General features: G+C 72.9%; 21 protein-coding genes. 11 read left to right on the top strand and 10 right to left on the bottom strand.

The features are described from left to right. Positions 1 to 62: 62 nt before the first annotated feature. Positions 63 to 797: a VOC family protein gene (locus ACIGDI_RS25050; protein ID WP_200704785.1), complete on the bottom strand. Its 735-nt coding sequence runs from the start codon at positions 795 to 797 to the stop codon at positions 63 to 65. Positions 798 to 932: 135 nt separating this feature from the next. Between ACIGDI_RS25050 and ACIGDI_RS25055 the strand changes: the two genes are divergently transcribed. Further along, a complete protein-coding gene (locus ACIGDI_RS25055) occupies positions 933 to 1,568 on the top strand; it encodes a TetR family transcriptional regulator (RefSeq protein WP_142154570.1) in 636 nt (211 codons plus the stop codon). Between the two features lie 177 nt (positions 1,569 to 1,745). Further along, positions 1,746 to 2,042, top strand: coding sequence for a hypothetical protein (locus ACIGDI_RS25060; RefSeq protein ID WP_399900535.1), 297 nt, complete (start codon positions 1,746 to 1,748; stop codon positions 2,040 to 2,042). Here the strand turns inward: ACIGDI_RS25060 and ACIGDI_RS25065 are convergent. Beyond that, complete coding sequence (locus tag ACIGDI_RS25065; protein WP_399900538.1) at positions 2,036 to 2,512, bottom strand: nitroreductase family deazaflavin-dependent oxidoreductase; 477 nt, start codon at positions 2,510 to 2,512, stop codon at positions 2,036 to 2,038. The two genes, ACIGDI_RS25060 and ACIGDI_RS25065, sit on opposite strands and share 7 nt — an antisense overlap. Further along, positions 2,509 to 3,693: an acyl-CoA dehydrogenase family protein gene (locus tag ACIGDI_RS25070; RefSeq protein WP_399900541.1), complete on the bottom strand. Its 1,185-nt coding sequence runs from the start codon at positions 3,691 to 3,693 to the stop codon at positions 2,509 to 2,511. The genes ACIGDI_RS25065 and ACIGDI_RS25070 overlap by 4 nt, the downstream gene beginning before the upstream one ends. A gap of 76 nt (positions 3,694 to 3,769) precedes the next feature. Between ACIGDI_RS25070 and ACIGDI_RS25075 the strand changes: the two genes are divergently transcribed. Further along, entirely contained in the window at positions 3,770 to 4,942 is a 1,173-nt protein-coding gene (locus tag ACIGDI_RS25075) for a thiolase C-terminal domain-containing protein (RefSeq protein WP_384812340.1), read from the top strand. Between the two features lie 11 nt (positions 4,943 to 4,953). Here the strand turns inward: ACIGDI_RS25075 and ACIGDI_RS25080 are convergent, their stop codons facing one another. Continuing rightward, entirely contained in the window at positions 4,954 to 6,282 is a 1,329-nt protein-coding gene (locus ACIGDI_RS25080) for a hypothetical protein (protein ID WP_399900544.1), read from the bottom strand. Between the two features lie 35 nt (positions 6,283 to 6,317). Continuing rightward, positions 6,318 to 6,794 (bottom strand): hypothetical protein, encoded by a 477-nt coding sequence (locus tag ACIGDI_RS25085; RefSeq protein WP_399900547.1) that lies wholly within the window; start codon positions 6,792 to 6,794, stop codon positions 6,318 to 6,320. A gap of 63 nt (positions 6,795 to 6,857) precedes the next feature. On the opposite strand from ACIGDI_RS25085, the gene ACIGDI_RS25090 reads away from it, so the two are divergent. After that, positions 6,858 to 7,523, top strand: a complete 666-nt coding sequence (locus tag ACIGDI_RS25090; RefSeq protein WP_399900550.1) for a pyridoxal 5'-phosphate synthase — start codon at positions 6,858 to 6,860, stop codon at positions 7,521 to 7,523. Here the strand turns inward: ACIGDI_RS25090 and ACIGDI_RS25095 are convergent. The 4 genes from ACIGDI_RS25095 to ACIGDI_RS25110 are packed head-to-tail and all read right to left on the bottom strand — an operon-like array spanning position 7,501 to position 9,913. Then, positions 7,501 to 8,391, bottom strand: coding sequence for a GNAT family N-acetyltransferase (locus ACIGDI_RS25095; protein WP_399900553.1), 891 nt, complete (start codon positions 8,389 to 8,391; stop codon positions 7,501 to 7,503). The genes ACIGDI_RS25090 and ACIGDI_RS25095 overlap by 23 nt on opposite strands. A gap of 57 nt (positions 8,392 to 8,448) precedes the next feature. Beyond that, entirely contained in the window at positions 8,449 to 9,051 is a 603-nt protein-coding gene (locus tag ACIGDI_RS25100) for a GNAT family N-acetyltransferase (RefSeq protein WP_399900556.1), read from the bottom strand. 8 nt (positions 9,052 to 9,059) lie between these two features. Beyond that, the gene (locus ACIGDI_RS25105; RefSeq protein WP_399900558.1) at positions 9,060 to 9,464 is read right to left on the bottom strand and encodes a Zn-ribbon domain-containing OB-fold protein; all 405 of its coding nucleotides are present in this window, start codon (positions 9,462 to 9,464) and stop codon (positions 9,060 to 9,062) included. Further along, entirely contained in the window at positions 9,464 to 9,913 is a 450-nt protein-coding gene (locus ACIGDI_RS25110; RefSeq protein WP_200705120.1) for a DoxX family protein, read from the bottom strand. Before ACIGDI_RS25110 ends, ACIGDI_RS25105 begins: the two co-directional genes overlap by 1 nt. Before the next feature lie 195 nt (positions 9,914 to 10,108). On the opposite strand from ACIGDI_RS25110, the gene ACIGDI_RS25115 reads away from it, so the two are divergent. From ACIGDI_RS25115 to ACIGDI_RS25140, 6 genes are all read left to right on the top strand, one after another. Next, positions 10,109 to 11,701, top strand: coding sequence for a subtype B tannase (locus ACIGDI_RS25115; protein ID WP_399901174.1), 1,593 nt, complete (start codon positions 10,109 to 10,111; stop codon positions 11,699 to 11,701). Positions 11,702 to 11,861: 160 nt separating this feature from the next. Beyond that, positions 11,862 to 13,049 carry a flavin-containing monooxygenase gene (locus ACIGDI_RS25120; RefSeq protein WP_399900563.1) on the top strand — a complete coding sequence of 396 codons (1,188 nt, stop codon included), beginning with the start codon at positions 11,862 to 11,864 and terminating at the stop codon, positions 13,047 to 13,049. A gap of 171 nt (positions 13,050 to 13,220) precedes the next feature. Next, positions 13,221 to 14,711, top strand: a complete 1,491-nt coding sequence (locus ACIGDI_RS25125; RefSeq protein ID WP_399900565.1) for a flavin monoamine oxidase family protein — start codon at positions 13,221 to 13,223, stop codon at positions 14,709 to 14,711. A 132-nt stretch (positions 14,712 to 14,843) separates the two neighbouring features. Beyond that, positions 14,844 to 17,069, top strand: coding sequence for an acetate--CoA ligase family protein (locus tag ACIGDI_RS25130; RefSeq protein ID WP_399900567.1), 2,226 nt, complete (start codon positions 14,844 to 14,846; stop codon positions 17,067 to 17,069). Further along, positions 17,060 to 17,851, top strand: a complete 792-nt coding sequence (locus ACIGDI_RS25135; protein WP_399900570.1) for an enoyl-CoA hydratase/isomerase family protein — start codon at positions 17,060 to 17,062, stop codon at positions 17,849 to 17,851. The genes ACIGDI_RS25130 and ACIGDI_RS25135 overlap by 10 nt, the downstream gene beginning before the upstream one ends. Before the next feature lie 40 nt (positions 17,852 to 17,891). Further along, on the top strand, positions 17,892 to 18,524 hold the full coding sequence (locus ACIGDI_RS25140) for a flavin reductase family protein (protein ID WP_399900573.1): 633 nt from the start codon (positions 17,892 to 17,894) through the stop codon (positions 18,522 to 18,524). Between the two features lie 17 nt (positions 18,525 to 18,541). Here the strand turns inward: ACIGDI_RS25140 and ACIGDI_RS25145 are convergent, their stop codons facing one another. Next, complete coding sequence (locus ACIGDI_RS25145; protein WP_399900576.1) at positions 18,542 to 19,849, bottom strand: MFS transporter; 1,308 nt, start codon at positions 19,847 to 19,849, stop codon at positions 18,542 to 18,544. 71 nt (positions 19,850 to 19,920) lie between these two features. Here ACIGDI_RS25145 and ACIGDI_RS25150 point away from each other — a divergent pair, with 71 nt between their 5' ends. After that, positions 19,921 to 20,979 (top strand): GlxA family transcriptional regulator, encoded by a 1,059-nt coding sequence (locus ACIGDI_RS25150; RefSeq protein ID WP_399900579.1) that lies wholly within the window; start codon positions 19,921 to 19,923, stop codon positions 20,977 to 20,979. The last annotated feature ends 2 nt before the right edge of the window (positions 20,980 to 20,981 follow it).

Here is a 20,981-nt window from a genome sequence, read left to right on the forward strand (position 1 = left end):
GTGGCGAACCCGGGCGCGAATCGGGGTGTCTCACCCCAAAACGGCACGATTCCGGGATCGGCTCAGCGCTCGGGCCGCTCCAGTACGGCGAACGAGGCCCCTTGATTGTCGGTGACGACCGCCACCCTTCCGTACGACGTCTCGAATGGTGGTGCCTGGACGCGGCCGTCGAGCCGGACGACCGTGCCGAGGACCTCCTCGCAGTCCTCGACCGCGAAATGGACGAGGAAGTGCGGCGGCATCTCGGCCGGGAAGACCTCGGAGACGGCAGCCCGGCCGAAGTCCGGCTGGGCGTCCGGCCCGAACAGGGCGTCGTGGAAGAGCTCGCCGTAGAAGGTGTTGGCGGCCTCGGTGTCGCGGGCGTACAGCTCGGCCCAGGCGAAGGTGCCCGGCTCGTGCCGCCTGCCGAAGCCGGGGTGGCCGCCCGGCTCCCAGAGGCCGAAGACGGCGCCCTCGGGGTCGGTGACCAGTGCGGTCGTGCCCAGGTCGCCCACCGGGACGGGCGCGGTCACGACCTGGCCGCCGGCCGCCCAGACCCGGTCGGCCAGCGCCTCCACGTCCGGCGTGCAGAAGTACACCGTCCAGACGGTGGGCAGCCGCCCGTCCGCCTTGCGGGCGAGCGCGGCCACCGGCTCGCCCCGCTGGTGCGCCCACACGGAGCCGCCGTAGCGCTGCTCCTCGAAGGTCCACCCGAAGAGCTCACCGTAGAACCGCTTGCCCGCCTCGACGTCGGGAAGCTGCGCGTCCACCCAGCAGGGGACGCCCTCTCCGTACGCGGATGCCCTGTTTTCGGCCATACCGCCAAACTAACGGCGACTCACGCACCACGCAGGACCTGGCACACCTGCCTCCACACCCCCGTGCACCCCATTTGCAGTCGGCCGAATCGCGCTCCGATCACCCCTCGGTAAGCTGACGGCATGACAGGACAAGTGCGTACCGTCGACGGCCGTGTGGCCGGCCGGCGTGGGCAGGCGACCCGGCAGAAGCTGCTCGACTGCCTCAGCGAGATGCTCAGCTCCTCCCCCTACCGGGACGTCAAAGTCATCGATGTCGCCCGGAAGGCGGGGACTTCGCCCGCGACCTTCTACCAGTACTTCCCGGACGTCGAGGGCGCCGTCCTGGAGATCGCCGAGCAAATGGCCACCGAGGGCGGCCAGTTGACGGCCCTGCTCGAGGGACGCTCGTGGGTCGGCAAGGCCGGCTGGCAGACCGCGCAGGAACTCGTGGACGGATTCCTGGAGTTCTGGCGCAAGAACGACGCGATCCTGCGCGTCGTCGACCTCGGCGCGGCCGAGGGCGACAAGCGGTTCTACAAGATCCGCATGAAGATCCTGAACTCGGTGAACAACTCCCTCGCGGACTCGGTCGCCGAGCTGCAGTCCAAGGGCAAGGTCGACAAGGACGTGAACCCGGCCGCGGTCGCCGGTTCGCTGGTCGCGATGCTCGCGGCCGTCGCCTCGCACCAGAAGGGCTTCCAGACCTGGGGTGTGAAGCAGGCCGAACTGAAGCCGAATCTGGCGCTCTTGGTGTACCTGGGCGTGACGGGCAAGAAGCCGACGAAGTAGCCCGCCCTCCCTTTCCAGCCCCCAGTCCTGTCTCGCAGGCGGTGGCCCGGGTGATCACCCCCCGGACCACCGCCTGCTGTGCTGTACGGAGGATCCGGTGACGCCGCGATCGCGATGAGACGTTTCCACCCGGTTTGCGTATCTAAGCGGAGATATTCCGCGAAAGGAGACGTCCTCATGAAACTCCTGAAGCGAGCGGCCGTCGCCATGGCCTCGGCCGCCCTGGTCACCGGCGCCGCGGGGATCGCCGCCGGGCCCGCCTTCGCGACGGGCCAGCCCAACCAGTCCTGCCAGGCCGAGCCCGCGAGCCCGGGCCACGCCTCGAGCGCCCCCGGGTCCGCGTTCAACGAGGCCCCGGTCGGCGTCGCCGGCGCCAACTACGCCGGTTCCGGTCCCCATTCCGTCCAGAACGCGGGGAGCGGCAACGCGGTGTCCCAGTACGACGTGGCCTGCACCCAGGTCTCGGCTCACTGATCGCGACGGGTGATCCGAAAGATCCGGATCTCCCTTTCCACCCGCGCCTGATAGGTGGCGTACGGCGGCCAGAAGGCCAGCAGTTCCTTCCAGGCCGCCGTCCGCTCCTCGCCCTGGAGCAACCGGGCCCGGACGGGGATGTCCGCACCCTTCCAGCTGACCTCGGCGTCCGGGTGGGCGAGGAGGTTGTGGGTCCAGGCCGGGTGATCCGTACGGCCGAAGTTCGAGCCGACCAGAAGCCAGCTGCGGCCGGCCTCCTGCGGCATGCACGCGAGCGGCGTACGGCGGGGCTGCCCGCTCCGCGCCCCCGTGGACGTCAGGATCACCCCCGGCAGCATCTGCGCGCTGAGCAGCACCTTTCCGCGGGTGAGGCGGTGGACGGCGCGGTCCAGCGCCGGAATCACATGGGGTGCCACCTTCGCGAAGCCCCGCGTCGACGACACCCGCTGCACCACACGTTCACCGATCACACCGCCACCTCCCGGTCCTCGAAGAGTCGCGCCGCGTCGGCCGCGTGCGCCCGCAGTCGGTGCACCGGCCCGAACAGCAGTTCGTCGCCGGCGGCCCGCTTGAAGTACAGGTGCGCCTCGTGCTCCCAGGTGAAACCGATCCCGCCGTGCAGCTGGATGCCTTCCGCGGCGGCCCGGCGCAGGGCCTCCAGCGCCTGCGCGAGCGCGAGCCCGCCCACGAGCTCGCGGCCGGCGGTGGCCCAGGCCGCGTAGTAGGCCGCCGACCTCGCCGCCTGCACCCCGACGTAGACGTCGGCCAGCCGGTGCTTGACCGCCTGGAAGGAGCCGATCGCCCGCCCGAACTGCTCCCGCTGCCCGACGTACTCGACGGTCCTCTCCAGCGCCCGGTCCGCGGCCCCGACGGCCTCGCAGGCCAGCACGGCGGCGGCGGCGTCCCCCACGGTCGCGAGGGCGCCCAGGACGTCCGCGCCGTCCTCGCCGAGCAGCTCTCCCTCCACGTCACGCAGCTGCAGGCGGGCCTGCGGGCGGGTGGCGTCGAGGGCGGTCCGCCGTACGCGCACGAGCCCGTCCACGTTCCCCCGTACGAGGAAGAGGAGGGTCCGTGAACGGGCGAAGCCGCCGGTGTGGGCGGCGACCAGCAGCAGCCCCGCGCTGTGCCCGTCCAGCACCTGCTCGACCTGCCCGTACAGCAGCCACCGCTCCCCCGCCCGCCTGGCCTGCACTCCCCCGGCCCGCCCGCCGCCGGCCCACTCGCCGCCGTTGTCGCCGGTCAGCGCCAGGGCGGTGGCGAGGGCGGCGCCGGGGACGGCGAGGGCGGCGGTCAGGGCGCCGGAGGCGAGGCGGGGCAGCAGGGCGGCGCGCTGGGCCTCGGTGCCGAGGGCGAGGACCAGGGGCGCGGCCAGGGCGCAGGTCGCCAGGAGCGGGGTGGGCGCGAGGACCCGGCCGGTCTCCTCGGCGGCCAGGGCGAGCTCGGCCGTCGAGCAGCCGACCCCGTCGTAGGCCTCCGGGAGGGCCAGGCCGGGCAGGCCGAGCCGGCCGGCGAGGAGGGGCCACAGGGCCGGGTCGTGGCCGTCCGGGGTGTCCAGGGCGGCGCGCAGCGCCTCGGGGCCGCAGCGTTTGCGGAGCAGTTCGCGCAGGGTGCGGCGGATCTCGTCCTGTTCGGCGGTGAAGCTCGCGTCCATGGCTCTTCCCTCCGGATCTGACGGCCCGTCATATTAGGGGGGTGGGAACGAGATGCCCAGGGGGAGGAGACCTCTCATGACACGCGGGAGCCGCGGGGTGGCCGTGGTCGGCGTCGCCCTGTCCGACTGCGGGCGCGTGGACGACGCGACGCCGTACGCCCTGCACGCCCAGGCGGCCCGCCGCGCCCTCGCGGACGCGGGACTGGAGCGCCGGCACGTCGACGGCTTCGCGTCGGCCGGCCTCGGCACGCTGCCGCCGGTCGAGGTGGCCGAGTACCTGGGCCTGCGCCCCACCTGGGTCGACTCCACGGCGGTCGGCGGTTCGACGTGGGAGGTGATGGCGGCGCACGCGGCGGACGCGATCGCGGCCGGGCACGCGAACGCCGTGCTGCTCGTGTACGGCTCCACGGCCCGCGCGGACATCAGGGCGGGCCGGCGCACCGGGAACCTCTCCTTCGGCGCGCGCGGCCCGCTGCAGTTCGAGGTCCCCTACGGCCACACGCTCATCGCCAAGTACGCCATGGCCGCCCGCCGCCACATGATCGAACACGGCACGACGATCGAGCAGTTGGCGGAGGTGGCCGTGCAGGCCAGAGCGAACGCGGCCCTGAATCCCGACGCCATGTTCCGCGAGCCCGTCACGGTGGACGAGGTCCTGTCCGGCCCGATGATCGCCGACCCCTTCACCAAGCTGCACTGCTGCATCCGCTCCGACGGCGGCGCGGCGGTGCTGCTGGCGGCCGAGGAGTACGCACGGGACTGCCGTACCGCCCCGGTCCGGGTGCTCGGCACCGGGGAGCACGTCAGCCACGCGGCGATGTCGGAGTGGTCGGACTTCACGGTGTCACCGGCGGCGGTGAGCGGGCGCCTGGCGTTCGAGCGGGCGGGCGTGCGGCCCGACGAGATGGACTTCGCGCAGATCTACGACGCCTTCACCTACATGACCCTGGTGACCCTGGAGGACCTCGGGTTCTGCGGGAAGGGCGAGGGCGGGGCGTTCGTGGAGAAAGGCCGGCTCCGGGTGGAGGGCGGGGAGCTGCCGGTGAACACGGACGGGGGCGGGCTGTCGGCGCAGCATCCCGGGATGCGGGGCCTGTTCCTGCTCGTGGAGGCGGTACGGCAACTGCGCGGGGAGGCCGGGGCCCGTCAAGTACGGGGGCGGGACGGGCGGTTGCCGCGGCTTGGGGTGGCCTCGGGGACGGGCGGCTGGTTCTGTTCGTCGGGGACGGTGGTGCTGGGGCGGGACTGAGGCCGGCAGGATCACTCGCCGACGGTGATCACGGCCCGGTCGTCGGACGGATCGTCGTCCCGCCTGCCCCGGTCCCAGGCGCTGGAGGGGGCTTCGTCCTTCAGGATCAGGCGGCCCGTGCCCGGCTCCCCCAGGAGCGCGGTGAACTCGAAGGTGCGCGTCCCGCCGGGTTTCAGGGGGCCGACGTCGCAGGTGTAGGTGAAGTCCTTGGAGCCGCAGTAGGGCTGGTGGACGCCGTCGTCGTACTCCTCCATGGGCTGTTTCACCATGGTCGTTCCGGGCGGCGGCTCGAAGAACAGCCGGGCGGCGGAACCGGCGTCCGCGGGGCCCTGGTTGCGGACGGTCAGCCGGAAGGTGCGTTTCGTGCCGGGGGCGCCGTGCAGGTGGACGGCCTCGACCGCGTAGTCGGCGTGGGTGTCCAGCACGACGGCGGTGTGGCCGCCGCCCTTGGCGTAGGGGCCGGTCGGGGCCTTCCCCGGCTCGGCCGTCAGGGCGGGGCCGTCGCCGCGGGCGCCGCCCCTGGGGGTGGTGCCGTAGTGGCGGCCCAGGGCCAGGGCCCACACGTCGTGGCCGTAAGAGGTGTACATGTCGGTCTTCGAGGCGCGCAGCCGCACGGCGGGGCGCAGGACGACGGTCCGGCCGGGCTCGATGCGCAGGTCAGGGAACTCGCAGATCGCGATGTGGCCCCGAGACGGCGACGGGTAGCGGCAGTTGGCGTACGTCCGCGTGAACTCCATCTCGCCGGAGCCGAGTTCGAGGCCCACGCCTTCCACGGGTACCTCGCCCGTGTTGCGGACCACGATCGGCTCGGTCAGTTCGGCGCCCGGGCGGACGTCGGTGAGGGAGTCGCGGGTGAGGGCTTCGAGGACCGGTTCGCCGACGACGGCACGGGTGCGGGCGGTGAACTTCCCGCCCGTGGCGGTGGTGTACGTGAACCGGACGACTCCGGTGTCTCCCGCCCTGCCGCCCTCGGCGGCCACCGGGGAGACGCGGGGGCTGTCGCTCCAGTTGTCGTACTGGGCGCCGACCTCGCAGGTCACGTGGGTGGGTCCGCCCTGGCAGTTGCCGCTCCTGCGCAGGGTGACGGCCTTCTCCGAGCCGGGCAGCACGTCGGCGGTGAGGGTGGCGCCGTCACGCGCCCGGCTGCCGGTGCCGTCGGTGGCGGCGAGGTGGAAGGGGACCTTGTCGTGTGGGCCCGAGGTGTCGCCGACGGGGCGCAGGTAGAAGGTCGCGGGAGCGGTGAGGGAGGGGCCGGGGTGGGCGGCGGGGCCGGAGGCGCAGGAGGTCAGGGACGCCAGGAGCACACCGGCGGCGAGCACGCCGCCCCCGCGAGTCCTCACCCTCGTCCCGCCTTCCTCCGTCCGTGTCCGCCCGATCAACCTACCGTCGTGCCGAGTTGGCCGACGGGGCGGCCGTCGTCGTCGTAGGCGTAGACGTGCACCCGGCTCACGGTGCCCGCCTTCGCCGTGACCAGTTCGAGCGCGACGACACGGCCGGCCCGGTCCCTGGCGACGGCGTCGACGCGCACGGCGGACGCGGGGGTGACGACGACCGTGCGGCCGTGGTGGCAGTCGTTTGAGACGGCGACGACACGGATCACCCCGAGCGGGGCTCCAACCGTGGCCGGGAGGCGGGAGCCGGCGTCCGGTGCGGGCGGCATGCCCCGGGTGGAGGGGCTCAGCGGTGTGGTGCCGATCGCGGCGGCGCCGCGCGGGAAGTCGACCCCGCACAGCCGGAGCGGACCGCCGCCGCTGCGGACGTCGGGCCGCGCGCAGCTCCCGGCGGTGAGGGCCAGTCCGACGGCGAGCAGGCACGCCCCCGCCGCCCTGCTCCGGTTCCCTGTGGGGTTCATGTACCGGGGACGCGGGCGGCGGGTGAATCGTTCGGCGGGGGCCGGTGAGGTGATACTCGGCGCATGAGTGAGGATCTCCACGAACTGCTGCGGTCGCTACGGGTGTGGGACCCGGAGGTCACCGACCTCCGCCCGTTCGACCCGGCCGGTGCGCCCGCCGAGCCCCTGCCCCTGTTCACCGAGTGGTTCGCCGAGGCGGTGGCGGCCGGTCAGCCGGAGCCGCACACAATGTCGCTGGCCACCTCCGGCGAGGACGGCGAGGCGGACGTGCGGATCGTGATGCTGCACGGCGCGGACGCGGACGGCTGGTCGTTCGCGACGCACGCGGGCAGCCGCAAGGGCAGGCAGCTCCGGGCGCGGCCGTACGCCGCCCTCGGCTTCTACTGGCCGCGCCTGGGCCGCCAGGTCCGGCTGCGCGGGCCGGTGACCGCCGCGCCCTCGGCCGAGTCCCAGGGCGATCTGCACGCCCGCTCCACCGGCGCCCTGGCCGCGGCCCTCACCGGCCGCCAGAGCGAGGTCCTGGGGTCGGTGGAGGAGTTGGCGCGGGCCTCCGAGGCGGCCTGGGAGCGGGCCCGGCGGGAGCCGGGCGCGCCCGTGCCGTCCTGGACCCTCTACCGGCTGCGTCCGCAGGAGGTGGAGTTCTTCCAGGGCGACGAACGGCGCCGGCACGTGCGGCTCGACTACCGCCTCCAGGAAGGCGGTTGGGTCAAGGAGCTGTTGTGGCCGTGACCGCTCGGGCGCCGGTGAAGCCGTAGACCGTGAAGTCGGCCACCGGGCGGTAGCCGATGCGCTGGTAGAGGGCGTTGCTGGTCGGGTTGGCGAGGTCCGTGAACAGCAGCACCTCCTGCGCGCCCGCCGCCAGCGCGGCCCGGCTGACCTCGGCCGTGACCGCCCCCGCGTATCCGCGGCCGCGCAGGTGGGCCGGGGTGTAGACGGGTGCCACGCGGATCTGGCCGGCGACCATCGGCGTCACACCGGCCATGGACAGGGGGGTGCCGTCGGTGTCCTCCCAGAAGGTGACCCCGCCGTAGGTAAGGCGGGCGTCGGCCCACTGGTCCGCGGGCACCGCGGCTCCGGCGCCGACGGCCTGCGTGAACTCGTCGTGCCAGCGCTCCAGTTGCCGCCGGTCGGCCTCCTCCGCCACCCGTGGCCTGCCCTTCGGCACGGGTCCCGGTTCCGTCAGCGTGCCCAGCCGGTACAGCCGGTGGCGTTCGTGCTCCGCCGCGGTCCCGCCCGTGTGCCGCTGCCAGGCCTCGGCGACCGCGGCGGCAGTGGCGGCCTCGCCGTTGATCCCGGTCAACGGTCGTCCGAGATCGGCCAGATGGACCGCCAGGGCGTCCGCCTCCTCGGGGGCGAGGGCGGTGACGTACAGCTCGAAGGGAGGGGTGCAGAAGTAGGCGGCGCGCACGGCGCCGTCCCTCTCCAGTACACCGAAGTAAGGGGCCTCGCCGCCGTAGTGGCCCGCTCCACGGGTGCGCAGACCTTCGGTCACCGTCAGAGGAACGGTGTGCAGGGCGGGGCGGGAGCGGAGGAAGGCCCCGGCGCGCGTGAGGAAGGCGTCCAGGTCGGCGAGGGAGTACCAGTCATCGGGCCGCATGCCCCATGGTCACCCGGACCCGGCGCCCGCCGCCTCCGAATTACGGCCGGGGCCGGCCTACAGCCCTTCCGGCTCCGCGTCCGTCGCCAGGCGGCCGTGCAGATGCATGTCCCGGAACGCGTCGTGCCGGCCCGCCTCGAACATCGCTCCGCGCAGTGTCCCCTCGTACCGGAAGCCGCACCGCTCCGCTATCCGGCAGGAGGCCTCGTGCCCGAGGGCGTGGTCGAGTTCCAGCCGGTGCAGGCCCAGTTCGGTGAGCGCCCAGCGGGAGGTCACCGCCAGGGCGCGGGTGGCGACCCCGCGCCCGCGCGCCTCGGGCAGCACCCAGTAGCCGACCCGGGCGTTGCTCAGCGCGTGGTTGATGAGGTTCAGGCCCATGTGGCCCAGGACCGTGCCGGTCCCGGCGTCGGTCACGCAGTAGGAGACCCCGGTGCCCTCCGCAGCGCTCAGCGTCTTCGCGCTCAGTGACTCATGGGCCGACTCCAGGTCGGTGACCGGCCTGAGCGGGGTGTTCCAGCGCCGGAAGTCCGGGTCGGTCAGGCCGCGCAGCCAGTTCGCGACGTCGGTGTCGCTGCGGGCGTCCCACGGCCGCAGGCGCAGGCCGTGCCCGTGCAGGACGGGGAAGGGCGAGAGGGTGTGCTGTTCGTCGACGGGGGCCATCGCCCCATTCAAGCCGCTGCGCCGGGTCCGCGCGGCCGGAACACCGGCACTCCCTCCCGGAACGTCACCTCCAGCTCCAGGCCGGCGGCCGGCTCCGCACACCCCACGAGCTCGGTCATCATCCGCGGCCCCTCCGCGAGGTCGACCACGGCGGCGACGTACGGCGTCCGCTCCCCGAAGGGCGGCAGGTCATTGCGGTGGACGACCGACCAGGTGTAGAGCGCGGCCCGTCCGCTCGCCCGCTCCCAGGCCACGTCCTCGCTCCAGCAGCAGGGGCAGAACTCCCGCGGGTAGTGGTGCGCCCGCCCGCAGGCCCCGCACCGGCGGATCAGCAGCCTGCCGTCGGCGGCCGCGTCCCAGTAGGCGCGGGTGAAGGCGTCGGCCTCGGGGACGTCGTGTCGGGCGGCGCCCATCAGAACAGTCCGAGCGCGCTGTCGAGCGACCAGGTCTGCCAGGACATCCCGAACAGGCCGACCAGTGACATCAGCGCCATCATCGAGTTCTGCCCCTGCTCGGCGACCTCGTGGATCATGAGGGTGAAGTAGAGGACGTTCAGCAGCAGGCCTCCGACCAGGGCGATCGGCGTCAGGAATCCGGCGACCAGGCCGAGGCCGATCGCCAGCTCCGCGTAGACGACGACGTACGCCATCGTGCGCGGCCGGGGCGCCACCATGACCTCGAAGCCGGACCGTACGGCGTTCCAGCGGTGCTTCGCCGCGATGTCGGCCGCCCACTTGATCCCGGTCCCGCGCTCGAACCAGGCCTTGCGGTCCTTGTGCCGCCAGCTCTCCAGCCACCACAGCCCGAGTCCTATGCGCAGCACGGCCAGCCACTGCGCGCCCGTGAGCCAGATCGAGTCCATGACATCTGACGGTACGTCAGATACATCGATCCCGGAAGCCGCCTGTGCGTTGCCCGTGAAGCTGTGGGGTCGCCATGAATACCCGTTGATTGTTGGCAATTTTGTCTGCACTCTCGCTAGCTTCACAGACGCAACCCGCATACCGAGGGAGACGAAACCGTGAAGCACAGGGCAGTCAAGCGCAGGACCGTCGTGATGGGCATCGGCGCCACGGCGGGCGTCGCCGCGGTCGGCGGCATCGCCCTCGGCGCCCAGGCCTCCACCGGGTCCTCGTCGTCCGCGTCCTCCACCGGCTCGCTGGTCTTCGACCCGGACGGCTACGAGAAGCTGACGACGACGGTCACCGACACCGACGGCGACGAGCACTCGGTGACGTACCACTTCTGGAAGGCGATCACCTATGTCGCCAAGCCCGTGGACGCCACGTACCAGTCGCTCGTCGTCAGCGCGCCGGTCGAGATCGACGGCAAGGCGGTCGACCCGTCCGACGCGCCGATCCTGTTCGCGAACTCCGTCGGCGGTTACATGCCGTCCTCCGTCGCGGACGCGACGGGCGTCGGCGCCGGCGGCATGAGCGGCGGCGGCGCTCCCGGCGGCGGCGCCCCCAGCGGCAGCGCCTCGCCCAGCGCCTCGGCCCCGGGCGCGAACGGCAACACCAACGCCACCGGCGGCGCCACCGCCTCCAACCAGCTGCTGGCGCTGGCCGCCGGCTACGTCGTCGTGGAGCCCGGCGCGCGCGGCCGCACCCTCAAGAACTCCGCCGGCGAGTACTACGGCACCGCCCCCGCCGCGATCGTCGACCTGAAGGCGGCCGTGCGGTACGTCAGGTCCAACAGGGGCCGCATCCCGGGCGACGTGGACCGGATCGTGTCGGCCGGCACGAGTGCGGGCGGCGCGCTGTCGGCGCTGCTCGGCGCCTCCGGCGACAGCCCGATCTACGACAAGTACCTGAAGGAGCTCGGCGCGGCCGACGCCTCCGACGCGATCTTCGCGACCGGCGCCTGGTGCCCCATCACCGACCTGGAGCACGCCGACGGCGCCTACGAGTGGAACTGGGGCGCCAACGCCGCCCAGTCCACCGGCAAGGTCGTCGACCAGAACGTGTCGAAGGAGCTCTCGGCACAGTTCGCCGAGTACCAGGCGTCGCTGAAGCTGCGCGGCCTGAACCGCTTCGGCGCGCTGACCGCCCGCAACTACGACGAGTACCTGCTCCAGCAGTACCTGCGGCCGTCGGCGACCACATACCTCGCCGGCCTGTCGGACTCCGAGCGCGAGACATACCTGGCGAAGAACACCTTCATCACCTGGTCCGCCGGCAAGGCCACCTTCACCTGGGACGACTACCTCACCCACGTCGGCGCCCGGAAGAAGACGGCGCCAGCCTTCGACGCCTTCGACCTGTCGGCCGGCGAGAACAACGAGTTCGGCGCGGGCACCACGGAGAACCGCCACTTCACCGCCTACGGCGCGAAGAACGACACCACCGGGCTCAGCACCAAGCGGGTCGCCGCCGACCTCCCCGAGAAGCTGCACCTGATGAACCCGATGTACCACCTGGTGGACAAGGTCAACGGCCGCCGCTCCAAGCACTGGTGGATCCGCCTCGGCACCGACGACACCGACACCTCGCACGTCGTCTCCGCCAACCTCGCCGCCGCCGCGGCCGGCCTGGGCGACGAGGTCAACCACCTCTACTACTGGGACCAGGGCCACGGCGCGAACACCGACCCGGGCGACTTCATCACCTGGATCGCCAAGGTGACGGGCTTCAAGGGCCCGAAGAAGTAGCCCGGCGCGGAGCATCCGGGGCGGGGCTTCCCCGTACGGCCACAACCAGGTGTCCTACGTCACAAGCCCCACCCACTCCTCCTACAGGCGTGATCAATCCGCAACCAATTCCGGTCTTGACCGAGACCCATCAAGCTGGTGCGTGATTACGCTCGCGCTCATGGTCGACTCCACACCGTCCCCGAGCCCCTCGGACCACCCCGTCTACATCGTCGGCGGCGGACCGGCGGGGCTCTCCGTCGCGTACGCGCTGCGGGCCCGGGGCATACGCGCCGTCGTGCTGGAGAAGTCGGACCGGGTGGGCGACTCCTGGCGGCGGCACTACGACCGGCTGCACCTGCACACCACCCGGCGGCTGTCGGCCCTGCCGGGACTGCCGATACCGCGCCGGTTCGGGCGCTGGCCCGCCCGGGACGACGTGGTGCGCTACCTGGAGAAGTACGCCGAGGTGCACGAGCTGGAGATCGTCACCGGCGTCGAGGTCTCGAGCGTCGAGTGCTCCGCCGACGGCACCAGCTGGCTGCTGCACGCCACCGGCGGACGGGAGCTGACCGGGGCGGCCGTGGTCGTCGCCACCGGCTACAACCACACGCCGTACGTCCCCGACTGGGCCGGCCTCGACGACTACACCGGCGACCTCGCGCACGCCTCCGCCTACCGCAACCCCGAGCCCTACGCCGGCCGTGACGTCCTCGTCGTCGGCGTCGGCAACACCGGCGCCGAGATCGCCGTGGACCTGGTGGAGGGCGGCGCCTCGCGGGTACGTCTGTCGGTGCGCACGGCCCCGCACATCGTCCGGCGCTCGACGGCCGGCTGGGCCGCCCAGTACACCGGGGTGCTCGTACGGCGGCTGCCGGTCGGGCTCGTCGACCGGCTGGCCCGGCCACTGGCGAAGCTCAGCGTGCCGGACCTGTCCGCGCAGGGGCTGCCCCGCCCGGACACCGGCCTCTACAGCCGCGCCAAGCAGGGCGCCATCCCGGTCCAGGACGTCGGTCTCATCGACGCCGTCCGCAAGGGCCGCGTCGAGGTGGTGGCCGCCGTCGAGGGCTTCGAGTCCGGCAAGGTCGTCCTCGCCGACGGCACCCGCATCTCCCCGGAGGCGGTCGTCGCCGCCACCGGATACGTCCGCGCGCTGGAGGACCTCGTCGGCCACCTCGGCGTGCTGGACGACCGGGGCAGACCCCTCGCGCACGGCGCCCGCGCCCCGCAGAACGCGCCCGGCCTGCACTTCACCGGCTTCACCACTCCCCTCAGCGGCACGCTCCGCGAGGTGGCGAAGGACGCCGAGAAGATCGCGAAGGCCGTGGTGAAGAACGGCCGGGACACCCTCTCCCGGCTGCCGGGCTGACCGGCGGCCCGCAGCTCCACAGGCGCCGGAACCCCTCAACTCCGTTCCCCAATACTCCCGTTACTCGCGTGCCGGATGTGACGGGAGCGTTGAAGTGTGCCGCCTTGCCGGGCCAGAATGTGAACACTGCTCACTTTCTGGCTCCACACTCTCTCCACTCGGAGGACGCACGTGGCACGCGAAAGACAGTTCTCCCGGCGTTCCCTGCTCGGCGGCGCCGCCGCGGCGGCGGGCGCCGTGGCCCTCACCAGCACCGCCGCCGGAACGGCCACCGCGGCATCCGCCAGGGACGTCGACGTCGCCGTCATCGGCGGCGGCATCGCCGGCCTGACCGCGGCCCGCGACCTGGTGGCCGGCGGAAGGACGGTGGCCGTCCTGGAGGCCCGGGACCGCGTCGGCGGCCGGGTCGTCAACCTCTCCCTCGCCAACGGTGGAGTCACCGAGGGCGGCGGCGAGTTCATCGGCCCCACCCAGGACCGCATCAAGGCACTCGCCGACTCGCTGGGCGTGGCCACCTTCACGACGTACAACACCGGCAAGAACCTGCTCTACAAGGACGGCACCCGCACCCCGTACGCCACCGACGGCCTCCTCGGCTCGGTCCCGCCGGTCGACGCGGCCGGCCTCGCCAACGCCGCCATCGTGCAGGCCAAGCTGGACGACATGGCCAAGACGGTGCCGGTCGACGCGCCGTGGACGGCGGCCAAGGCCGCCGAGTGGGACAAGCAGACCTTCGAGAGCTGGCTGAACGCCAACGCGATCGTGCCGTCGGCGAAGTTCCTCCTCGACGTGGCCTGCACCTCGATCTTCTCGGCCCAGCCGCGTGAACTCTCGCTGCTCTACGTCCTGTTCTACATAGCGGCCGCCGGCAACGAGTCCAACGCCGGCACCCTGGAACGCCTCACCGACACCGCCAACGGCGCCCAGGAGTCCCGCTTCGTGGGCGGCTCCCAGCAGGTGCCGATCAAGCTGGCCGCCACACTCGGCGACCGGGTGGTGCTCAGCGCACCGGTGCGGTCGGTGGTGCAGTCCGGCGGCAGGTACGTGGTGACCGCGGACGGCATCACCGTGACCGCGAAGAAGGTCGTCGTCGCCGTGCCGCTGCCGCTGACCGGCCGGATCGTCTTCGACCCGCTGCTGCCGGCCGCCCGCGACCAGCTGAGCCAGCGGATGCCGATGGGCTCGATCGGCAAGGCGATCGCCGTCTACGACACCCCGTTCTGGCGGGCCGACGGCCTCAACGGCCAGGTCGTCAGCGACTCCGGCGTGGTCCGCTCCACCTTCGACAACTCCCCGCCCGACGCCTCCTACGGCGCCCTGATGGGCTTCATCGAGGCCGACGAGATGCGCGCCTACGACGCCTCCTCCGTCGACGAGGTGAAGGCGGCCGTCCTGAAGGACTACGTCACCTACTTCGGCGACAAGGCCAAGTCGCCGACCTCCTTCGTCCTGCAGCGCTGGGACAACGAGGGCTTCTCGCGCGGCGGCCCGGTCGCCTACGCCCCTCCCGGCGTCCTCACCGAGTACGGCGCGGCCCTGCGCAAGCCGGCCGGCGGCATCCACTGGGCGGGCACGGAGACCTCCACGTACTGGACCGGCTTCATGGACGGTGCGGTGCGGTCGGGCGAGCGGGCGGCGAAGGAGGTGCTCGCCGCGCTGTGATCCACCGGTCCGGGGGTTGATCCGGTTTCGGGTTCACCAACTTTGTGTGCACAGCAGTTCCTGACACTGCGTCAGTTCACCTAATCTGACACTACGTCAGTTATTGGCTGTCACACAGGAGCGGGCGGACCGATGCTTGGATCAACCCACGGCACCCTCACCACCGACTCCCGCCGGGCCCGGGTCATCGCCTGCGGCGAGCAACCCGGACCCGCCGTCCACGGCCGGCCGGCCGACGTCGACGACCTCGACGTCAGCGGCCGTCCCCTCTATGCCGACGTCCCCGATCTGGACCGGTTCTTCCGGCCCGAGTCCGTCGCCGTGGTCGGCGCCTCGGACGCCGAGGGGCGGCCCAACACCGGCATCACCCGGCAGCTGGTCGCCTGGGCCGAGCGCGTCGGGGCGCGGCTGCACCCCGTCCACCCCAGCCGGCCGTCCGTCTTCGGCATCCCCTGCTCCCCCTCCGTCGCCGACCTGCCCGAACAGGTCGACCTGGCCGTCCTGCTGGTCGCCGACCCCCTGCCGGTGCTCGACGAACTGGCGGAGGCCAAGGCCAAGTTCGCGGTCGTCTTCGCCTCCGGGTTCGCCGAGACCGGCGCGGCGGGCGCGGCCGCGCAGGAGCGTCTCGCCGCCACCGTGGCCCGCTCCGGCATGCGCCTGCTGGGCCCCAACACCAACCTCAACGCCTTCGAGCGGTTCCGCGACGACCTCGACGGTCCGGCCATCGCCCTGATCACCCAGTCCGGTCACCAGGGCCGCCCCGTCTTCGCCCTCCAGGAGCTCGGCATCCGCCTCTCCCACTGGGCGCCCACCGGCAACGAGGCGGACCTGGAGACGGCCGACTTCCTCTCCTACTTCGCCGAGCGGCCCGAGGTCGGCGCCATCGCCTGCTACATCGAGGGCCTCAAGGACGGCCGGTCCTTCCTGCTCGCCGCCGACCGGGCCGCCCGCCGCAAGGTGCCGGTCGTCGCCGTGAAGGTCGGGCGCACCGAGACCGGCGCGCGCACGGCCGCCTCCCACACCGGAAAGCTGACCGGCGCGGACACCGTGGTGGACGCGGCGCTGCGGCAGTTCGGCGTGATCCGCGTGGACGGCCTCGACGAACTCCAGGACACCGCCGCCCTGCTGGCCCGCGCCAGGCCGCCGGTGGCCGACGGGGTCGTCGTCTACTCCATCTCGGGCGGGACGGGCGCGCACTTCGCCGACCTCGCGACCGAGGCGGGGCTGCGGCTGCCGGTGCTGTCCGAGGCGAAGCAGGCCGAGCTGCACCAGTGGATACCCGAGTACCTGAGCGTGGCCAACCCGGTGGACAACGGCGGCCATCCGGTCGGCGACGAGCGCGGCCGGAAGATCATCGACGCGATCCTCGACGACCCGGCGGTGGGCGTGCTCATCTGCCCGATCACCGGCCCGTTCCCGCCCCTGAGCGACAGGCTCGTCCAGGACCTGGTGGACGCGGCCGAGCGGACGGACAAGCTGGTCTGCGTGGTGTGGGGCTCTCCGGTGGGCACCGAGCCCGCCTACCGGGAGGTGCTGCTCGGCTCCTCCCGGGTGGCCACCTTCCGCACCGCGGCGAACTGTGTGACCGCCGTCCGCGCCCACCTCGACCACCATCGTTTCGTCGCCCGCTACCGCTCCCCCTTCGACGAGGCCCCGCGCACCCCCTCGCCGTCCTTCCGCAAGGCGCAGGCGCTGATGCGCCCGGGCCAGCAGCTGAGCGAGCACGCCGCCAAGCAGCTGCTGCGGGCGTACGGGATCCGGGTGCCGCGCGAGCAGCTGGTGACCAGCGCGGCGGCCGCCGTACGCGCGGCCGGCCTGGTGGGCTACCCGGTGGTGATGAAGGCCTCCGGCGCGCAGATCGCCCACAAGACCGAGCTGGGGCTGGTCAAGGTCGGGCTCACCTCCGCGAGCCAGGTCCGGGACGCCTACCGGGAGTTGACCGACATCGCCCGCCACGAGGGCGTCACGCTCGACGGCGTGCTGGTCTGCCAGATGGTCGAGCAGGGCGTGGAGATGGTCGTCGGCGTCACCCACGACGAGCTCTTCGGGCCGACCGTGACCGTGGGCCTGGGCGGGGTGCTGGTCGAGGTGCTGCACGACGTGGCCGTGCGCGTGCCGCCCTTCGGGGAGGATCAGGCCCGGCACATGCTCGGCGACCTGCGCGGGCGGGCCCTGCTCGACGGGGTGCGGGGGCGGCCGCCGGCCGACCTGGACGCGCTCGTCGAGGTCGTCCTGCGGGTGCAGCGCATGGCGCTGGAGCTCGGGGACGAACTGGCGGAGCTCGACATCAACCCCCTGATGGTGCTGCCCAGGGGGCAGGGCGCGGTGGCGCTGGACGCGCTGGCGGTGTGCCGGTGACCGGGGTGCTGCACACCGTCGACGCCGGGGTCGCCCACCTCACCCTCGACCGGCCCGAGGCCCTCAACGCGCTCACCCCCGGCCAACGCGAGCTGCTCATCGAGTTGTTGGCGGACGCCTCGGCGGACCCGGGCGTGCGGGCCGTCGTCGTCACCGGGACCGGACGCGGCTTCTGCGCGGGGGCCGACCTGCGGGGCGGGGCGGCGGGCGGGGAGCGGGTCGCCGGCGATGTGGCGCGCATGATCCGCACCGGCGCGCAGCGTCTGATCGCCGCCGTGCTGGACTGCGAGAAGCCGGTGATCGCGGCGGTGAACGGCACGGCGGCGGGCCTCGGCGCGCATCTCGCCCTCGCCTGCGATCTCGTACTGGCCGCGGAGTCGGCGAAGTTCATCGAGGTGTTCGTGCGCCGCGGGCTCGTGCCGGACGGCGGGGGCGCCTATCTCCTCCCCCGCCTGATCGGCCCGCATCGCGCGAAGGAGCTGATGTTCTTCGGCGACGCGCTCTCCGCGGCCGACGCCGAGCGCATCGGGCTGGTCAACCGGGTCGTCCCCGACGCCGAGTTGGACAAGACGGCCCGTGACTGGGCGGCCCGGCTGGCCGTCGGCCCCACCCGGGCCCTCGCCCTCACCAAGCAGCTCGTCAACGCCTCCCTCGACGCCGACCGGGCGGCCGCCTTCGCCGCCGAGGCCGCCGCCCAGGAGATCAACATGACGACGGCGGACGCCCAGGAAGGCGTACGGAGCTTCGTGGAGCGCAGAAGCCCGGAGTACCGGGGCCGCTGACCTTCCCATCTGACGAACCGTCAGCTTCAATGGAGGGGTGATGGGACACGCAGGAGCGGCCGCGGCCGCCGTCCGGTACCTGAGGTCGGGGCCCCCGGCCCCCGTGGAAGCGCTGCCGCGCCCGGAGCTGCGCTGCGTCGGCGAGGACGAGCGGGCGCCGGTCGACCCGGGCGAGTTCCGGCGCGTGCTCGGGAACTTCGCGACGGGCGTCACCATCGTCACCGCGCACGCCGGACCCGGCGAGGACACCCCCGCCGGCTTCGCCTGCCAGTCCTTCTCCTCCCTCTCCCTCGACCCGCCGCTGATCGCCTTCATGGTGGGCCGTGCCTCGACGACCTGGCCCCGCATCGCCCGCGCGGGCGCCTTCTGCGTCAACGTCCTCGGCGCCCACCAGGGCGAGCTGTGCCGTGCCTTCGCGGTCAGCGGCGCGGACAAGTTCACGGGGGTCGCGTACGACGCGGCGCCGGTCTCCGGCGCCCCGCGGCTGACCGGCGCCGTCGCCTGGATCGACTGCGCGATCCACGCGGTGCACACCGGCGGCGACCATCTGATCGTGGTGGGCCGGGTGGAGGCACTGGGAGCGGCCGAGGCCCCCGACGGACCCCTGCTCTTCCATCGGGGGCGCTTCGACCGGCTGCACGGCTCACCGGGCGACGGCGGACCGCCGCGCTGAGCCGTCCGCGGACGAGGTCAGGAGACGGCGAGCACGGCCACCGGCGGCCGGCGGCGGATCACCAGCGCCATCAGCGCCGCCGCCGCGCACAACGCACCGGACGCGTACCAGACCATGTCGTAGGAGCCGAACACGTCACGCGCCACGCCCCCGAGGAAGGCGATCAGCGCCGCGCCGACCTGGTGGGAGGCGAGGACCCAGCCGAAGACGATCGCGCTGTCGTCGCCGTACTGCTCGCGGCACAGGGCGACGGTCGGCGGGACCGTGGCGACCCAGTCCAGGCCGTAGAAGACGATGAAGAACAGCATGGGCGGATGGACGCTCGGCGCCAGCAGCATCGGCAGGAACAGCAGGGAGACGCCGCGCAGGGCGTAGTAGACGGCGAGCAGCCGGCGCGGTTCGAAGCGGTCGGTGAACCAGCCGGAGGCGATCGTGCCGACCACGTCGAAGACGCCGATCACCGCCAGCAGCGAGGCCGCCGCCTGGACGGGCATGCCGTGGTCGTGGGCGGCGGGCACGAAGTGGGTCTGGACCAGGCCGTTGGTGGAGGCGCCGCAGATCGCGAAGGTGCCGGCCAGCAGCCAGAAGGTGCCGGTGCGGGAGGCCTTCAGCAGGACGGTGACCGCGCGGCGGGCGGCTCCGACCGCGGGCTCGGGCTTCGGTACGAACTCCACGGCGCCGTACGGCTTCAGGCCCACGTCCGCCGGGTGGTCGCGCAGCAGCAGCCAGACGAAGGGGACGACCGCGAGGGCGGCCAGGGACACCGTGACGGCCGCCGGACGCCAGTCGTGCTTCTCCACGATCCAGGACAGCAGGGGGAGGAAGATCAGCTGGCCGGAGGCGGAGGCTGCGGTGAGGATGCCCGTCACCAGACCCCGGCGCTCGGTGAACCAGCGGTTGGTGACCGTCGCCGCGAAGGCGAGGGCCATCGAGCCCGAGCCGAGGCCGACCAGCAGGCCCCAGCAGAGCATCAGCTGCCACGCCGCCGTCATCCACACCGTCAGCCCGGAGCCGAGCGCGATCACGGTCAGGGCCACGGCGACGACCTTGCGGATGCCGAAGCGGTCCATCAGCGCCGCCGCGAACGGGGCGGTCAGACCGTACAGCGCGAGGTTGACGGAGACGGCGGCGCCGATCGTGCCGCGCGACCAGCCGAAGTCCTGGTGCAGCGGGTCGATGAGCAGTCCGGGGAGCGAGCGGAAGGCGGCGGCGCCGATGATCGTCACGAAGGTGACGGCGGCGACGAACCAGGCGCGGTGGACGCGACGGGATCTGCGGGGCTCGGGAGCCGCCTCGACGACTGCGGGTTCGGTTGTCTGGGTCACGCCATAGAGCATCCGATCCGCGGTCCTGCGCGACCACTGGCCCGAAGGACAGCATTCGTTAGGATCGGGCCATGGACACGGCCATCAGCAGTGAGCCCGTCGAACCGGAGTTCCGCCCGCACCGCGTGGTGGTCCTCGCCATGGACGGGCTGCTCCCCTTCGAGCTGGGCATCCCGCACCGCATCTTCGGGCGCCCCAGGGACGCCCAGGGGCGCCACCTGTACGAGGTCCTGACCTGCTCGGTCCGGCCGCCCGGCCCGGTGCGCACCGACGCCGACTTCGCGATCGCGGTCGAGCACGGCCCGGAGCTGCTGGCCACCGCCGACACGGTCGTCGTCCCGGCGTCGTACGAACTCGGTCCGGTCTTCGAGGAGGGCGTCCTGACCGACGAACTGGCCGCCGCCCTCGCCCACATCCGCCCCGGCACCCGGCTCGCCTCCATCTGCACCGGCGTCTTCGTCCTCGCCGCCGCCGGCTATCTCGACGGGCGGCCGGCGACCACGCACTGGGCGGAGACCGACCAGCTGCAGCGCCTCTTCCCGAAGGTCGACGTCGACCCGAACGTCCTGTTCATCGACGACGGCGACGTCCTGACCTCGGCCGGGGTCGCGGCCGGCATCGACCTGTGCCTGCACATGGTGCGCCGCGACCACGGCACGGCCGTCGCCAACGAGGTGGCCCGCCGCACCGTCGTACCGCCGCACCGCGACGGCGGCCAGGCGCAGTACATCCAGCGGCCCGTCCCCGAGCCCCGGCTCGCCACCACGCGAGGCGCCCGCGCCTGGGCCCTGGGCCGCCTCCACGAGCCGATCCAGCTCCGGGACATGGCCGCGCAGGAGTCCATGTCGGTACGGACCTTCACGCGCCGCTTCCGCGAGGAGGTCGGCGTCAGCCCCGGCCAGTGGCTGACCCAGCAGCGCGTGGAACGCGCCCGCCAGCTCCTGGAGACCACCGGCCTGTCCATGGACCGGATCGCCCACGACGCCGGCTTCGGCACGGCCCAGTCGATGCGCCAGCACCTGCAGACGGCGCTCGGCGTCACCCCGACCGCCTACCGCCGCACCTTCCGCGCCACGAACACGGCAGGCGACCACGAGCCCGAGTCCGCGGTCGCCCTGGAATCGGCCTGACG

This window comes from Streptomyces sp. NPDC085900 (genome assembly GCF_044540925.1).
GTDB classification, from domain to species: domain Bacteria; phylum Actinomycetota; class Actinomycetes; order Streptomycetales; family Streptomycetaceae; genus Streptomyces; species Streptomyces gilvifuscus.

Excerpts from the sequence above, each read along its gene's own strand:
- ACIGDI_RS25050 (WP_200704785.1), bottom strand. The coding sequence starts at position 797 with ATGGCCGAAAACAGGGCATCCGCGTACGGAGAGGGCGTCCCCTGCTGG.
- ACIGDI_RS25075 (WP_384812340.1), top strand. The coding sequence starts at position 3,770 with ATGACACGCGGGAGCCGCGGGGTGGCCGTGGTCGGCGTCGCCCTGTCC.
- ACIGDI_RS25090 (WP_399900550.1), top strand. The coding sequence starts at position 6,858 with ATGAGTGAGGATCTCCACGAACTGCTGCGGTCGCTACGGGTGTGGGAC.
- ACIGDI_RS25115 (WP_399901174.1), top strand. The coding sequence starts at position 10,109 with ATGGGCATCGGCGCCACGGCGGGCGTCGCCGCGGTCGGCGGCATCGCC.
- ACIGDI_RS25060 (WP_399900535.1), top strand. The coding sequence starts at position 1,746 with ATGAAACTCCTGAAGCGAGCGGCCGTCGCCATGGCCTCGGCCGCCCTG.
- ACIGDI_RS25140 (WP_399900573.1), top strand. The coding sequence starts at position 17,892 with ATGGGACACGCAGGAGCGGCCGCGGCCGCCGTCCGGTACCTGAGGTCG.
- ACIGDI_RS25100 (WP_399900556.1), bottom strand. The coding sequence starts at position 9,051 with ATGGCCCCCGTCGACGAACAGCACACCCTCTCGCCCTTCCCCGTCCTG.
- ACIGDI_RS25085 (WP_399900547.1), bottom strand. The coding sequence starts at position 6,794 with ATGAACCCCACAGGGAACCGGAGCAGGGCGGCGGGGGCGTGCCTGCTC.
- ACIGDI_RS25110 (WP_200705120.1), bottom strand. The coding sequence starts at position 9,913 with ATGGACTCGATCTGGCTCACGGGCGCGCAGTGGCTGGCCGTGCTGCGC.
- ACIGDI_RS25130 (WP_399900567.1), top strand. The coding sequence starts at position 14,844 with ATGCTTGGATCAACCCACGGCACCCTCACCACCGACTCCCGCCGGGCC.
- ACIGDI_RS25095 (WP_399900553.1), bottom strand. The coding sequence starts at position 8,391 with ATGCGGCCCGATGACTGGTACTCCCTCGCCGACCTGGACGCCTTCCTC.
- ACIGDI_RS25150 (WP_399900579.1), top strand. The coding sequence starts at position 19,921 with ATGGACACGGCCATCAGCAGTGAGCCCGTCGAACCGGAGTTCCGCCCG.
- ACIGDI_RS25105 (WP_399900558.1), bottom strand. The coding sequence starts at position 9,464 with ATGGGCGCCGCCCGACACGACGTCCCCGAGGCCGACGCCTTCACCCGC.
- ACIGDI_RS25070 (WP_399900541.1), bottom strand. The coding sequence starts at position 3,693 with ATGGACGCGAGCTTCACCGCCGAACAGGACGAGATCCGCCGCACCCTG.
- ACIGDI_RS25120 (WP_399900563.1), top strand. The coding sequence starts at position 11,862 with ATGGTCGACTCCACACCGTCCCCGAGCCCCTCGGACCACCCCGTCTAC.